The following is a 17,188-nucleotide window of genomic DNA, read 5'->3' as shown; positions in this document are numbered from 1 at the left end:
AGACAAAGACAAGAGGCGGAAGCTGCAAGATTAGCTGAAGAAGAGAGACAAAGACAAGAAGCTGAAGCTGCAAGATTGGCAGAAGAAGAAAGACAGAGACAGGAAGCAGAGGCTGAAAATGATGGTGGTGAAGATTTAGAAGAAATACAAAAGGAGTTAGATAATAGTAGTAGAATTACTGATAAATTAATTGCATCGAGAGATTCTCTATTAACATCATCAAAAAACTTGGATAAGAGAGAGTTTAATAAACTTTTGGAGTCTTTAGTAAGTATGAGTGATGAAGCTGAAGAGGTTAAGAAAAACAATGACCCTACAAGCTCTAAAAGACTTACTTCTAAAAATAGATTTATAAAGTTCGCCGAAGCAACAAGACCCGAAGCTAAGTATGCTACTAAATATATACCAGGATATCCAGAAGGATTTTATTTGATTGGTAATGTGTTTAGAGGAGGAACTTACGCAGAAAGTTTTACTAATAAGTTAAAAGATTTAGGATTTAATGATTCTCAGGTAATCTTAAATCCGGAAAACCAATATCAATATGTTGCGATTAAGTATTATGCTAATAAAGAGGAAGCGGCAGAGAATTATTTAAACAACATAGGAAATAAATACTTTGGTGATATGTGGATATTAAATATTGCTAAGAGTAGGGTAGAATCTTTAAAAAGGCTAGTACAAGAATCAAGATTGATTAAGGATACAGTAAAAGATGACACGGTTTTAACGGAAAGTTTATCCTATATCGGAGGACATAATATAGAGAATGGTTATTATTTAATAACCAATATTTTCAAAAGAGAAAATTATTTTGAAAGAGGAATGGAAAGACTGAAATCTCAAGGTTTGGAGCCTAAGTTTTTTAGAAATCCAAAAGATAATTACATATATGTTTATTTAAACAAATTTGACACATTAGATAATGCAAAACAAAGTTTATTTTCTAACGTAAATAATACATATAACGGCGATCTATATATATTAAAAATAGAATAGTGAGCACCCCAAAAAAAATATTAGAATGAATAACTCAACTCAAATAAAAAGCAGCTTATGAAAACACTATTCCCCAAAAAAGCTGTACTGTTAATATTATTTATTATCAGTACCATAAGTAATATAAGTGCGCAAGAATCGGTCCCTCTTACTCCAAGACCAGGAGCTCAATTCAATAATATTAGAGGAAACATGGTAATGACCGGTAATGATATTGTCGGTGTAATAGAAGATGATAATGGGACCACCTTTACCAATCCAAATAGGAATTATAATGGTAATGATAATAATGGTAACTATGTTACGGCTTTTATAGATGTTGATAATGATGACTCTACTTTTAGCTCTAGTGAAGCGGGTTTAACTGTACCTAGAGAAGATTGTAGCCGTTTAGTATATGCCGGATTATATTGGTCGGCTAATTATTATATGGCAAGAGGTAATAGTCCAAATAATTTTAGTAATAATGAAATATCTAGTAACTCGGATACCAATACAGCTTTAATAATTAATAACGGTCCTCTCGCTCAACAGTATACTGCCAGAAACTCGGAGTTTAGTAATGACAATTCTGATATACAAAGAAATCCTGTAACTTCATATTTAGTAGTAGCTCAACCTGTCAATGGTTGTGGGATTACTAATGGAGCTCAGCTATCGGGGAATATAGCTGTGATTAGAGATGGTGGAAGCTGCTCACTAAGAGAAAAAGTAGTTAATGCACAAAATGCAGGTGCGGTTGGAGTTGTAATAGTAAATGATGGAGGGCTTTTGCCTAGACTTACAGGGAATGGTCCGGCAATAAACATTCCTTCTGTATCAGTAGGGAATGATGATATAAATAATGCCAATTTTGCCGGTGGAGATTTAATACCTTTACTACAGGCACAGAGTAATGTAGTTCTAGCTACGCTATCAACGGATGAAGGAAATGATATTTTAAACAACCTACCCCTTACAGATCCAAGAAAACAGGGTCCTGCAGATTTTAGAGATATAAAATTTAAGGTACCAGGAGGAACATATGTAGATGTAACGGCAAGCAGTGTTGTTTTTGATGGATATAGAAATACACCTACGAATCCTTTAGGAGATAATGCAAATGACGAACTTCCTTATGTTTGTTATGCGGATGTAACAAGTTTATTAGATCCTGACAATAATTTTGGTACTTATACGGTAGCTAACATGAATGCTACACAAGGTTTTACCAGTGGTGGTGATGGTGCCTGTGGAGGTTGGTTTATAGTTGCTATTTATGAAGATCAACAAGAATCGGCTAAGTTTATTAGTACGAGTGATGGGTTTGTTCAGATTTTTAGTGGTCAAACTCCATTACAGTTTACCTATAGTGGGTTTACGACACCTACAGGAGCTAGTGAACCTGTTAATGTAAGATTTGGTACTTCTTCATTAGAAGGTGATACTAGTTTGGGTGGAGATGAATTAAGAATAGTGAATACATCTGGAGGACTTACTGCCTTAGGACAAGGAAATGCAAGTGCTAATCCAACGACTAATTTTTTTAATGGATCTATATCTTTTGATGGTAATTATATTACAGACCGAACTCCTAATTCGGAGAATACGCAAGGGTTTGATATGGATTATTTTGAACTTCCAAATGTCACAAAAGATCTTGTAGGTAATGGACAAACATCTGCGACGTTTGAGTTGTTCACAGATCGAGATCGATATAGTGTTTTTTTTAATGCTTTTTCTGTTACTATTATAGAGCCTGAACTAAGAATTATTAAAAAGGTTTTTGATTTAGATGGTACTACGGAAATAACCGGAAATAATGTCGAACTGGGAGATGAAGTTTTTTACGATTTAGAAATAGAAAATATTGGTAATGAAGATTTTGTTGATGGAACAGTTATTATCACAGATATATTACCCCCTAATACAAATCTATTAGGAGTAGTTGATGCCACGTTACCACCTGGAGTAACTTATACAGAAACGTCACCAGGTGTACTAGAGTTCAATATACCTGCAAGTATTGTAGAAACTAGAAATGACGAACCAGTTGGAGTTGGAGATGGGCCAATTTTTATACGATTTAGAGCACAATTAGTAAGTAGTTGTGAAGAATTAAGAGATGCTTGTTCCGATGTTATTACAAATTCTGCCACGGCTACCTATACTGGATTACAGTCTGGTACTCTTGGAAGTACTACTAGTAGCTCTCAATTAGGAGTTTGTGGAGATCAATTAAACGAAGCTTCTAATATACTTGTTAATGTTCCTGCATGTCAATTAGACGTAACTTTTTGTGATGATGAGTTACTTTTAGTTGCAGGTACAGGTTATAATCAATATACTTGGTCGGGGCCTGGTATTGCTACACCTGTAGTTACTACGGTTAACTTTTTTAATGTACCAAACCCTCAAACAGGTGTTTATACAGTTATTAAAGAAGATACAGATGGTGTTGACCCTAGTTGTATGTCTCTTACAGAAGAATTTACAGTAACTGCTTTTAGAGATATTACGAATCCTGTTCTGGATTATGTAAATGGCACGACCATAGTTACTGAAGATTGTAGTGGTGTTCCTATACCGCAAATTTTATTATGTGGTGATCAGACACAATTACTCGAAACTAATTTTGATCCTTCTAGCTTAGATGATATTTCTTGGCAACGACTAACCCCTTCGGGATCATGTGTTTTAGATCCTAACGATCCTTGTTCCCTGTTAGATGGTAATTGTACTGATGCCAATTGGGTTGAGGTTGCAGGAGGAGATACAGAGGATTATACTGTTTCTGAAGCAGGTGATTATAGAATTCTTGCAGAGTTTGATGGTGGATGTATTATACCATTTTATTTTAGTGTATTTAAGAACGATTACCAGCCAGACTTAACCATGAACCCAATAGAATGTGGTAGTGATGGTAGTGTTAGTGTAATAAATGTACCTACTAATTTTGCGTTTAGTTTAACATCTGGAGGTCCTTATACAAATACCACTGGTGTTTTTCCTATATCTACTGCCGGTGATGTTACTGTGTATGCGATTGATACTACTTTTCCAGGATGTGAGTATTCTGAAACAATAAATGTTCCTTCGATTGACCCAACATTTAGTGTTACAGGAGTTGACCCATCTTGTGTTAATGATGATAATGGAACAGGTTTTGGAAGAATTAATATAACTGTTACAGGTGGAATACCTGAATATCAATATACGATTTCAAGTGCTGCATTAGGAGCCGCAGATCCTATAATTGTACCTAATAGTAGTGCAAACAACGGTAATTATACACAAAATAATTTACCAGCAGGTACGTATACTGTAGAGGTAATTTCAAATAGGCCGACACCAGAGTGTGTTTTTGATGCAACTGTTACGATTAATCCTGCTCCAGCTTTTGACGCGGAAGTAGTATTATTAGCACCTGAAACTTGTGATAGTGGAGCTTTAGTTCAAGTAAATGTTTTAAATGGTTCAGGTGATTATTTATATGATAACGGTGATGGTAATTTTGTAGCGTGTAATATTTTCGAGATTCCTAGTCCTGCAAATCCAGCTACTACATATACATTTAGAATAAGTGATAATAGTATTCCTAGTGGTTCACCAGCTTGTGTTATTTCTGCAAGTATTGATAATATATCACCATATGAGCCAATTGTAATTGACAATGTTACTGTTACTCAACCTCCTTGTCCTGGAGATACAGGACAAATACAGGTAGATGTTTCACCAACGGTAGCAGGAAGATTATATACATATCAACTTTGGGATTGTGCTGCGGATCCAAATTGTGGTAACGGTATTAGTGATCCTGCTGATCCGAGTGATGAAGATCCAAGTTTATGGACTTTGGTTAATGATATTAGTTCTACAGGAAGTCAAACGATTACATTTACGGGAGTTCCTGATGGTAATTCATATGTAGTTCAAGTAACCCATGCTAATACTACACCTGCAATTACAAATCCTGACTGTTCTTTTCCAGTACCAGAGGCAATAATATGTCCAGTTACACAATATGGATTTTCTATTAGTTCCCCAACAGGAATCACAGCTGATGTGACTCTTGAAAGACCACTAAGTTGTATCGTTGGTAGCGAAGACGCTATTATTCAAGTAGATAATATAGCAGGAGGTTCTGGTTCTTATGAGTGGAGTTTAGATAATGTTACTTTTACAAATGTAACAACTACTCCATTTGATATTTTGGTAAGTATAGATGGTTCTTATACAGTATACATTAGAAACCAAGGAAGTGCAGATTGTGCTGCTCCTTTTGTTATAGACGTACCTGCACTTGTTCCTATTGACTCTATTACTTTTACACCAGGAAATGGTGATTGTACTTCTCAAAGTTCAGAAGTTAGTTTCGAGGCGCAACCTCCATTATCAGCAGTTGATATAGCTGCTGGAGTGGTCTACGAATATGATGTGTCTCCTGACCCTTCAACTGGAACAGGTGCTACAGGAAACACAGGTTTTTTAACTACGAATACTTATACAATAGCTCAAGGTATTACGTATACCATTACCGCCAGAAGAAGTGATGATCAATGTACTTTTAATGATGATTATAGAGTAGATGTAATTGATCCTATAGATATAACAAGTGCTGTAGAAACTACTCCTGTTGTTTGTGTTGGAGAAAACAATGGAGCCTTATCTTTTACAGTAACAAATAGCACTTCTTTTGATTACACCGTTACATTGGGTGGAACTACAGTTGATTCTGGTAACGGTATCACTACAAGTCCGGTAAATGTTACTGGCTTAGTTGCGGGAACATATACAATAACGGTTACAGATACGAATCCTGGAGGTTCTGGCTCACCATTAAACTGTTCTGATACAGCAACGGTAGATGTAACAGAACCAGCAACACCACTTACTTTTACAACAGTAGCTACAGAGACAAATTGTGGTGCCAATACAGGTACTATTACAGTAACTGCAAGTGGTGGTAGAGGAAACTATCAATACAGATTATTGGATAGTGGAGGCGGAGTAATCGTAGATTATCCTAACACTAATAATATATTTACAGGGCTTGCAGTAGACACATACACTATTTTTGTTAGAGATGGTAATTCTGCAGCCGCTTGTGAGATTAATAATACTGAATCAATTACGCAGTCTGCTTCGCCAACAATAGCACTGGCAACAGGAGGAGATAATTGTTACGATGGAACAGATCAAGCAACGCAATGGGTAACAATTACTCCTGGAATACCTACTCCTTTAGGTCCTTTTGAGTATAGCCTTAATGGAGGAACTGGAGTTGCAATAACGTTTTTACCAGTTGCGACACCTGCTCCGGCAAATACTTTTGAAATTCCTAATCTTACACCAGGAAATTACACGGTAATTGTTACAAATACAGCAACAAATTGTTCGACTGCAGCATTGGCATTTACAATAAATCCGGAGTTGACGATTACCGCTGATTTGGCAAATGATATTAATTGTAATGAAAATGCTAATATAACCTTTACTCCTGCAGGAGGAAGTACGGTGTATACTCAGTTTGATTTATATGCTCAAGGTTCACCACCAACATTGGTGCAAGCAAATATTACATCTCCTCATACAATTTCGACACCAGGAACATATGTTGTTCAGGTTACGGATGATCAAGGATGTACAGCTTTTTCTAATCCAGAAACTGTTACAGCATACGAAGCTATTGCTACAAGTGCTCCTGTAGTTACAAATCCAGATTGTCCTACAGATAACGGAAGTATAGAAATTACGGTTACCGCGGGAGAAGGACCATTTACTTATGTACTGGATGGAGATGCAACCACTACGCAAGGACCAACTGGAACCGGACCAATAACGTTTAACAATGTTCCAGTAGGACCACATACAATAACTATAACTGATGGATCAGGAGCAAGTCCTGCTTGTACCTTGGATGTCAACGCTACAATTGTTGCTCCAGTTGCAATAACAGCAGATATAGCTATTACCCAAGAATATAGATGTGATGCTACGGGATCAAGTACAACTCCTCAATTAGGAACGATTACGGTATCTAATCCTGCAAACGGTACACCGCCATATGCATATAGTATAGATGGTGTAGACTTTAGTAATACAACAGGAATATTTACAGGATTAACAGATGGTACTTATACATTGTTTATTAGAGACGGAAATACAGTTTCTTGTCCAATAAACTTAGGTCAGTTAACAATTGATCCATTAGTACAAGTTACTGATCTTTCTTTTGCTGCGACACAAGTTCAATGTCCTGCGTTAGAAGCAGATGTTACATTGACTCCAACTCTAGATGGAACGAGCACTGTAATGTATGAAATTACAGCTCCAATAACAGTAGGTCCTCAGGTATCTAATGTGTTTACAGGGTTAACTTCTGGAACGACATATACTTTTTTAGCTAGAACAGATACGGATGGATGTGTATATACTGAAACTTTTACGGTTCCTACTATTGATTTAATAGCAGTGAATGCTACCTTAGTTAATGAGCCATTATGTAATGGACAAAGTACAGGAGAATTATCATTTACAGTTTCAGGAATTGATTTAACAACAGAGACTTATGAATACGAGGTTTCTATAGGAGGAACTATTGTTGCGCAAGCAACAGGTCAAAACACAGCAACTATTCCAACAGGAGATATATTGGCAGCTGGAACATATGATATTTTAGTTACAGATGAAAGAACTAATTGTACAGCAACAGATCAAGTAATTATTGGAGAACCTGATGTTATTACGTTTACTATAGATCCTATTGATCAAGATTGTGTTGCTAATACAAGTACTGTTACCATTAGTAATGTGATGGGTGGAAGTGGTGTTGGTTACACTTGGATATTAAATGATTCAGGAGGAACAGCTGTTGGTCCAAGTAGACCAGTTACTGATCCTTATTTAAATGTTCCTAATGGAACAGGGTATCAAATTATAGTAACGGATAGTAATTCTTGTGTATCTGCTACACAAACTTTAGATATTAATCAATTACCACAGATAGCAGCTACAGTAGATACGGGTTCTGATTTCTGTTTGGATGATGGGACAGTAAGTTTTACGATAAACATTGACGGAACAAACTCTGGAACCCCAGATTATATATATAATGTTGCATTAGGTGGAACGATAGTGATACCAGACACTAATGTGGGTGCCGTTACTACTTTTACTACAACGCCTGCATTAACACAAGCAGGTACGTATACAATTACAATAACAGACAGTAATGGTTGTCCAGTAACACTTACTGAAACTATTGCAGAGGCGGTTTCACTTGATGTTACCCAGGTGGCGGATATTACTTGTAATGCTGCAGGTACTCCTGTTGATGCTTCTTTTTCTTTTGTTGTGAATGGAGGATACACGCCTTATGACATTGCGGTTTCATTTAATGGAGGTGCTTTTGTAGATCATATTACTAATGGTACTACACCATTTGTAGATTATGTAGCTACTTAAGGAGCTGGAACTTATATTTTTAGAGTTACTGATGATAGAGGGTGTACATTTACTACTTCTCCTTTTACAGTTACAGATCCGGTTGCTCCGACAATCACAGCACCAACTGTAAATGTAGATTGTTTTGGTGACACAGGTACTGCTGTAGTAACTGTGACAGGAACAGAAACCCCTTATGAAATTGATTTCGGAAATACAGGAACATTTGTGGCAATTACAGGTACTCAAATAACTTTCCCTAATTTAGTAGAGAATACTTATAACTTTACTGTAAGAAGTAGTAGAGGATGTTTATATCCAGGAACTGTAGAAATTGCTGCACCGGACGAAATTTTGGAGGTAAGTAGAACAGAAACACCTGTTACTTGTGGTGGATCTGTTATTGTTACAGAGTTAGGAGCGATAGATTTAGAAATAGGTGGTGGTTCAGGAACATATACTTATACATTGGTAGATGCAAGTGATGTTTCAATAAGACCTATTGTTCCTTCTACTAATACTACTTCAACGAATCCTGTTGTACTAAGTGCTTCAACAACAGTTCGATTCGAAGGATTAAATTTTGGTCAGTATTTCATCTTTGTAGAAGATGATAATGGTTGCGTTTCTAACCCGGATCCTATAGGGCCGTTTAATATATTTTCACCACCAAGTGATTTAGTTCAGAATGTTGTTGCAACTGGTAATTGTCTTGCCGGTGTAATTTTTGATATAGATGTTGTTGGAGGTGTTGGTCAGGATAACACTACAAATCCACCTTTAGGATTTGATATTCGTATTGTTGGAGAAACTGGACCTTTAGGTACGTTTGTTCCTTTAAATGATGAACCATTGAACGCTACGGTTACAACTCCTACTAACCCAATAAGAATTCATCGATATGGAGGAATGACTGCTGGTGCTTTTGATGTTCTTCAATTTAATAGAACTTATATCTTAGAAGTAAGAGATAACGCTACGGGTTGTTTGTATCAGGAGTTGGTGCCACCTGTAACGCCTCCGTCTGATCCAGATATTATTAATTTTGTATCGACGGATGTTACATGTAATGAGGTGCCAGCACTGGATGATGGGGAAATAAGTTTTGATATTTCTGGATATGATGCTACTGTTACATCTGTTTCATGGGAAGTATTTGATCAGTTTACAAATGTTTCTTTAGGAGCAGCTTTTTCTGGTACTTCGGCGGTAGTATCTCCTGCGACAGTTCCAGTTACAATTTCTAATTTCCCACCAGGGAGATATTATGTGATTGTTAGAGAAGATGATGGAACTTTATGTTCGAACAGAGTAGATTTTGAAATAGATATCCCAGATCCATTAATTTCTGTAGCTACTAATCTTACTCCAGCTAATAGTTGTGGTACTAATGCACAGGTAATAATGGATACTGATGGTGGTACACCTTTTGGAATACCACCAACTACGGATGGATATACATATGCTGTAGTGGCCGATGGTGCTGGTGATCCAGGTACGTATCCATTAAATGATAACACAATTGATCTAGGTAATACTGCGGGAGATTTTGATATTTGGGTAGCAGATCTTAATGGATGTAGTTTTGGCCCTGTAGATGTTACCGTAGTGGTAAATCCACTACCAACTGTTACAGCGAGTTTTATTGATGATTGTGCATATGATAATAGTAATGTAATTGATGTAGATGGTACAGGTCTTGGAACATTATTGTATCAAATTGATGGAGGAACTGCGGTTACAGGTAGTATAGATAATAATAATCACCAATTTATTGTATCTACTCCTGGATCGTATATAATAACAATTACAGATGAAACAGGTTGTTCTGTAGATACGCTTCCGGTTGTGGTTTATGACGAACTAGTTATTAGTGCAGCATTTACAACTGCTCCAGATTGTGAAAACCCTACAGGTGTTATTACTACAACAATTACATCAGGTGTTGTACAAGGGACATTAACATATGTACTACAAGACGGAACTGGAACACCAACAGGAAATGTAACGGGTGATGTTAATGGAATTTATACTGGTGTTGCTCCAGGTGATTATATCGTAGTTGCTACGGATGATGGACGTGGAACTATTGCACCATTTTGTTCGTTCTCTGCTCCGGTAAGTATAGATGCTCCGACGCCTCCAGTACTTGTACCTGAAACTACTTTTGTTACTTGTATAGGTGATACGGATGGTGTTATAACGGCAGCATTAACAGCTGCATCGACGGATGCTGACCCAGCGGTTATTTATGAATATAGAATTTCTGCACCGATAGCAGATGTAACTCCATTCCAAACAAGTCCTGTATTCTCAGGTTTAGGTATTGGAACATATACTATTGAAGTAAGGGTTACTAAGCCAAACGGAGCTTTAAATGTGATTTGTTTGGATACTGAAGATTATATTATAGACCAACCTTCACTTCCTGTAGCAACTGTAGCATTGGAGACACCTTATGGATGTACTGGTGCTGCGATAAATCTTCCTGTAATTACTGTAGATAACTTTGCTGGAGGTAATTCACCATACACTATATCTTATACAGATCCATCAGGAAATACAGTTGGACCAGTAGATCCAGCTACATTGGATACTGATCTTGGTTTAGCAGGAATTCAGATTATAGCAAACGAATCTGGTAATTATACATTTACAGTATTTGACAGAAATGATTGTCCTAATGTCCTAGTACCATTTAATATTCCTGCGTTCCCTGTAATGACAGACGCGGTAGTAAATCTAGTAACAGGTATAAATTGTACTACCAACACCGAAGAGGTTACGGTTACAGTAACTGGAGGAACAGGTCCGTTTGATTTTATAGAAATCAATGGAGCAGTACCATCTCAGATAGGAGTTGCTTCCGGAGGAGCTACAACTACAAGTGGTTCATTCTTTTTACCTGGTGTAGGTAATTATATCTTTAGAGTGTTTGATCAAGGAACACAATGTTCTATAGAGACATTACCTTATGAAATTACTCCTTATGACACAATAGAGGCTAATATTGCTGTGGTTACTCCAAATATTTTATGTTTTGGTGATGCTACTGGTAATGTAGAGCTTACTGTTACAGGGCATACAGGTCCTTATAATTATACAGTAACAAATACGACTACAGGAACCGTTACAGGCCCTATAGGTGCAGATACCACTGTACAGAACCCTATTACCATAACTGGTTTAGAAGCAGGAAGTATTCAGGTTTCAATTATAGATCCTGTTTCTACTTGTAATGATACGTCTAATGTTGTCAATATTGCTCAACCTACAGAATTACTATTAGCCTTAGATTCTAATACTAATGCAAATTGTAATGAAGATGGAAGAGTTGTAGTAACAGCTTCTGGAGGAACATCTCCTTATACTTTTACTGCAACAGATGTGCCAAGTGGAGGAACATTTACAACTACAAACACAACAGGAATATTTGATTTACCTGTTACGGGCACTAGTACCGATTATACAATTAGTGTTGTGGATGATAATTCCTGTACTTCTAATCCTGCTTCTATAGTGGTTACGGTAAATAGAACTGATAATCCTGTACTTAATCCACTTACGGTGGATGATGTATGTACTCATGATGGAAGTTATGTAATATCTGCATCAGGAACTAGTAATGTTCCGGTACCGCCAGGTTCAGGAATATTAAGATTCCAATTAGATACAGGTGTTATAGAAGATGCTAATAACGGAAGTACTGCGCATACATTCACTGTAGCTACTCCTGGAACTTATACGGTTACTGCATATGATGAAAATGGATGTCCTTCTAATGTGGAATCAATAACGATATTACCAGAATTAACTGCTACTGCAGATTTCACGACGGACCCTACTTGTAGAGATGTTGATGGAACAATAACAGTAACAGTTAATGGTGGATCAGATTTTGCTGTCAATCCAGGTAATTTCACTTTTACCCTAAGAGATGAAGCTACAAACGCAATTGTTGCTGGACCTCAGGTAGGAAATAATATTTTTACTCCAATCGCTGCGGGTGATTATATAGTGGAAATTACAGATGTTAATATCGCTGCGATTACTACGCCGTGTACAATTACAATAGATGTTCCAGAATTAACGGTGCCGTTGGATCCTATTCCATCTGCAACGTCAACTGCTGTATCATGTATAGGAGCGACTGATGGAACAGTTACCGTGACATTACAAACAGGTACTGATTTAGATGGTCCTTACACATATCAAATATATGTTGATGATGGAACAGGAAACCCTGATTTAGCGCAACAGGTTGGAGTTGATCAAATAGATAATCCAGTATTTACTGATTTACCATTTGGAGATTACGTAGTTGTGGTAACCTCAGATAGAAGTTGTTCTGGTCAGGTTGCTATTACGGTTGCGAATGCTACGCAAGTTGCTGTAGCAATTTCTCAAAGTGCATATAGCTGTGCTCCAGATAATAGTTCAGTATTCCCTATAATTACTGTAACAATAACAGCTGGAACTGCACCATATAGTATTTCTTATGAAACACCTTCTGGAGTAGTTGTAACTGAATTAGATATCGCTGACGCTAATTTAGGTACTCCTGAAATAGATTATGAAATTACTGCTGATGAAGAAGGAGATTATTTAATTTCAGTTACGGATAGTAATAGCTGTGCTACAAATCCTGTAACTGAAACGGAAACAGTAGCACCATTCCCAATAATGACAAATCCTGCTGTTGCTATCGTAACAGATATCACTTGTGCTGTTGATGAAGAAGTTACTGTATCTGTACAGGGAGGTTCAGGGGATTTCTTGTTTGAATTAATTGACAATACTGGTACAGTGATTAATCCACCTGCACCTGTAGATACACCTGCTGGTGTGTCAACAGCTAATTTTCTGTTACCAAGACCTTTAGGTATTTATACATTTAGAATTACAGATCAGATTACGATGTGTACGATTACTGTTACTCATGAAATTGATCAATTCGATTTTGTAGAATTGGTAGCAGCGGAGGAAACACCTGAAACTTGTTTAGGAGATGCAGATGGTACGATCAATATATCGATAACTGGATATACAGGACCATATAATTTTACAATTCTTGATGAAAATGGGAATCCAACAGCGTTCTCTGGAACAGGAGATACAACAACGGATCCAAATCCATATATTTTACCGGTTAATTTACCACAAGGTGTATATATTGTAGAAATTGTAGAAACCGCGGATCCATTGTGTACAGAACGATCGAATGTTGTTGCAATTACAGGACCTGGTGCACCAATTGTAACAGCTATATCAGCTATCAACACGGTAGAGTCTTGTGTTCCTGGTAGTGATGGATCTTTCCAAGCGTCTGTTACTGGAGCTCAAGGAACAGTTACATATACGTTAACTCCTGGCGCTATTTCTAATACAACAGGGTTATTCGAAAATCTAACTGCTGGATTGTATACGGTTACTGCTGAAGATAGTCAAGGATGTACCGATGATGAGCAGTTTACCATACAGTCACCTAATGCTATAATTGTTGATCCAATAGCGGATAGCAGTGTTACCTGCTTTGAGGATGTTGATGGTAGTATTACTGTTGTTGCTAGTGGAGGTCAAGGACCAGGAACTTATTTGTATACTTTAACATTCCCTGATGGAGTTACTACTAGTGGACCACAGCCTACTAATGTATTCAATAATCTAGGTGCAGGAACTTATACGATTACAGTTTCTGATAATTTAAATTGTACAGCGACAACTACTGCTATTATAAATGAGCCAAATGAAGTTACTGTTAGTATAGATAGTGTTACAGAAGTTACGTGTGATATTAATACAATTGATGTAACAATCAGTGGAACAAGTGATGTAGCAATCATTGAATATTATTACGTTGATCAAGATGGTAATGAAGTAGCAAATGGAGGATCTGGAATTTTTACAGGCCTTGGAGCAGGAGAGTATCAATTCTTTGTAGAGGATGTAAATGGTTGTAGATCTCAATTATCTTCGCCAGTTCCTGTAATACCAATTAATCAGATAATGATTGCTTTAGATACAACTGCTGCAAATATTAACTGTTTTAATGAAGCTACAGCTGTTATTAATGCTACTGTTACCGGAGGTATTGGAGACTATATTTTTGAGTTAACGAATAATACTACTACTCAAACTTGGGGTCCTCAAAATAATAGTGAATTTATTGACTTACCACCAGGAAACTATACATATTTAGTAAGAAGTGATAGAAATTGTGTTGCTCAAGTAGATTTCGATATTATAAATCCTGCGGAGTTTGAAAATATTCCACCTCAAATTACAGATGTGGTTTGTTTCGGAGAGGATAATGGATCTATTATTGTATTTGCGGCTGGAGGTACACCAGATTATTCTTTTGCAATAAGTACAAATCCAGGTCAATTCTTTAACGATGAATCGGACAATGTTCCTAACCAACATACGTTTACCAATTTAGTTCCTGGAACGTATCAGGTATTTGCACAGGATGCTAATGGTTGTGGACAAGTATATGATGTAACTATCGGTGAGCCTGATCAGTTAATGGCTAATATTGTGGGAGCAATAACGCCAGAAACTTGTTTTGGTGATAGTGATGGAGCAGTTACTATCGATATTACCGGAGGTACACCACCGTATTCAACAAATATCACAAATAATGATGGAGATTTTATGGACGGAGTGTTGACTTATATGGACCTTCCAGGCGGAACTACTACGATCTTTATTAGAGATGCTAATGATTGTAGAATAAACTTACCAGTGGATATTCCAGAAGGAGCTATTCTTAATGGAGTAATGAGTCCTAGAGTTGATTGTCCAATAATAAATACAGATGGTTCGATAAATCAACCACCTATATATTACATAGACTTTATTTTAGGCGATGACTCTGTAGACACTGATATTCTTTACAACCTAGTATCACTAGATGGAGGTGTGAGTCCAGGAGATAGTTTATCTCCAACATTCATTGTACAACCAGGAGAATATCAAGGAACTATGACTTATACTCCTACAGGATGTGTGTTTGATTTAGGATCAATAACAATAGAAGAATATATTCCTTTAGCAACACCAATTGCTCAGATGACAAATAATCCTCAGGATCCTAATGAGTATGAAATTATTGTAACAGGAGGTAGTGGAGATTACACTTATTTTGTAGCAATCATACCTAATGGGCAAACGGTGAATGATTTAACCGATGCGGATTATAGAGAATTAGATGATAATATTTTCTCTATTGATGAAACTGCGGAGTATGCATTAAGAGTTGTAGATAATATGGGTTGTGAGGTAGTTGGAGTTCAAGAGTTGATTTTTATTAACATTATCATTCCGAATTACTTTACACCTGATGGTGATGGTACAAATGATACCTGGTATCCTAGACAAGATCCGTTTAGAGATCCATTCTTCTTTGATGATATGGAAGTTAAGGTATTCGATAGATATGGTAGATTATTAGCTGAGTTTGTTGGAGACCAAGGAACCAATAACGGTTGGGATGGAATTTACCAAGGAAGTGAGTTGCCATCAGGAGATTATTGGTTTACCATTATTCTTAATGACATTGATAACAGAGAGTTTACAGGTCACTTTACTTTATATAGATAATAAGTATGAGAACGTACACAAGACATATAATAATAGCTATAGTTTTAATAACAGCTATAGTTGGTAATAGAAGTTATGGTCAAGAGTTTTTTGCACCAGTTCAAAACCAATATATTGCAGATAATCCATATTTAATATCTAGTGCTTATGCAGGTATTGGAGATTGTTGGCAGGTTCGAGCTTCGGGATTTGAACAGTGGGTTGATATTGCTGATGCCCCAGGAACACAGTCAGTGTCTATAGATGGTCGTATTTCTGATCGTTCGGGTGTAGGAGCTATTTTATTTAATGATAAAAATGGAGCAACTTCTCAAAAAGGTGTACAATTATCTTTTGCACACCACTTGACACTAAATGAGTATACCAATCAATACCTATCCTTTGGTATTAGTTATAAGTTTACTCAGTTTGGAATAGACACATCTCAGTTCAATGATGGAGACCCTAATATGCCGCCTAGTGAAAGTTTAGAGAATGTTACAGTAAATAACTCCAACTTTGATATTGGAGTATTGTATCGATTAGGAAGATTCTTCTTAAGTGCTAATGCGGTGAATTTACTACAGAAGCAAATAGATGATTTTAATCCTACGGAACCTTCTTCTATACAGAACTACTATGTGTATTCTGGATATACTTTTTATGATCGCTTTAGCGATATAGAAGTAGAGCCTTCAGTGTTATATCAGAACTTTGCTGGTGATGGTAGAAGTACAGCGGATCTTAATTTAAAAGTACGTAAGTTACATAGAGGAGATTATTATTGGGCTGGAATAAGTTTAAGGTCATTAGTAGATCAGGATTTTAAACCGTTATCTGTTTCTCCGATGATTGGTATTAAAAAATCTAATTTCTATGTTGCCTATGGATATCAGGTAAATGTGAATGAAGTATTTGATGCAAGTAACGCAGCAGGATCGCATATGATTACTTTAGGAATAGATTTCGGATGTAGACAAAGTAAATGTGGATGTACTTATTAAAATAAATCGTAAATAACTACTCTTTTTACTACGATAAAATATAAATATTGGAAACACTTATCTATTAGATAGGTGTTTTTTTTGCCTTTAAAATGTAATTGTTACCATGTTTAAGAACATAAAATAACTGACTGAACCACTATTAAGATTAGTTATAGACATAAAAAAAGAGAATATTA

At 36.5% G+C, this 17,188-nt stretch carries 5 protein-coding genes; 4 read left to right on the top strand and 1 reads right to left on the bottom strand.

What is annotated here, in order from left to right; translation table 11 throughout:
* Both H526_RS0119155 and H526_RS0119150 read left to right on the top strand, forming a co-directional pair.
* Positions 1-999 (top strand): hypothetical protein (locus H526_RS0119155; RefSeq protein ID WP_027394495.1); only part of this gene is annotated, 999 nt, incomplete at its 5' end.
* Between the two features lie 57 nt (positions 1,000-1,056).
* Positions 1,057-8,445 (top strand): beta strand repeat-containing protein, encoded by a 7,389-nt coding sequence (locus H526_RS0119150; protein WP_027394494.1) that lies wholly within the window; start codon positions 1,057-1,059, stop codon positions 8,443-8,445.
* 11 nt (positions 8,446-8,456) lie between these two features.
* Here H526_RS0119150 and H526_RS32525 read toward each other — a convergent pair whose 3' ends face one another.
* Positions 8,457-8,579: a hypothetical protein gene (locus H526_RS32525; protein ID WP_281171960.1), complete on the bottom strand. Its 123-nt coding sequence runs from the start codon at positions 8,577-8,579 to the stop codon at positions 8,457-8,459.
* A 19-nt stretch (positions 8,580-8,598) separates the two neighbouring features.
* On the opposite strand from H526_RS32525, the gene H526_RS0119145 reads away from it, so the two are divergent.
* Together H526_RS0119145 and H526_RS0119140 are read left to right on the top strand one after the other, a co-directional pair.
* Positions 8,599-16,026, top strand: a complete 7,428-nt coding sequence (locus H526_RS0119145; RefSeq protein WP_027394493.1) for a T9SS type B sorting domain-containing protein — start codon at positions 8,599-8,601, stop codon at positions 16,024-16,026.
* 5 nt (positions 16,027-16,031) lie between these two features.
* Positions 16,032-17,009 carry a PorP/SprF family type IX secretion system membrane protein gene (locus H526_RS0119140; protein ID WP_027394492.1) on the top strand — a complete coding sequence of 326 codons (978 nt, stop codon included), beginning with the start codon at positions 16,032-16,034 and terminating at the stop codon, positions 17,007-17,009.
* The last annotated feature ends 179 nt before the right edge of the window (positions 17,010-17,188 follow it).

This window comes from Aquimarina latercula DSM 2041 (assembly GCF_000430645.1).
GTDB classification, from domain to species: domain Bacteria; phylum Bacteroidota; class Bacteroidia; order Flavobacteriales; family Flavobacteriaceae; genus Aquimarina; species Aquimarina latercula.
This window is presented reverse-complemented; position numbering and strand designations above follow the sequence as displayed.

Coding starts and splice junctions, on each gene's coding strand:
- H526_RS0119140 (WP_027394492.1), top strand. CDS start 16,032: ATGAGAACGTACACAAGACATATAATAATAGCTATAGTTTTAATAACA.
- H526_RS0119150 (WP_027394494.1), top strand. CDS start 1,057: ATGAAAACACTATTCCCCAAAAAAGCTGTACTGTTAATATTATTTATT.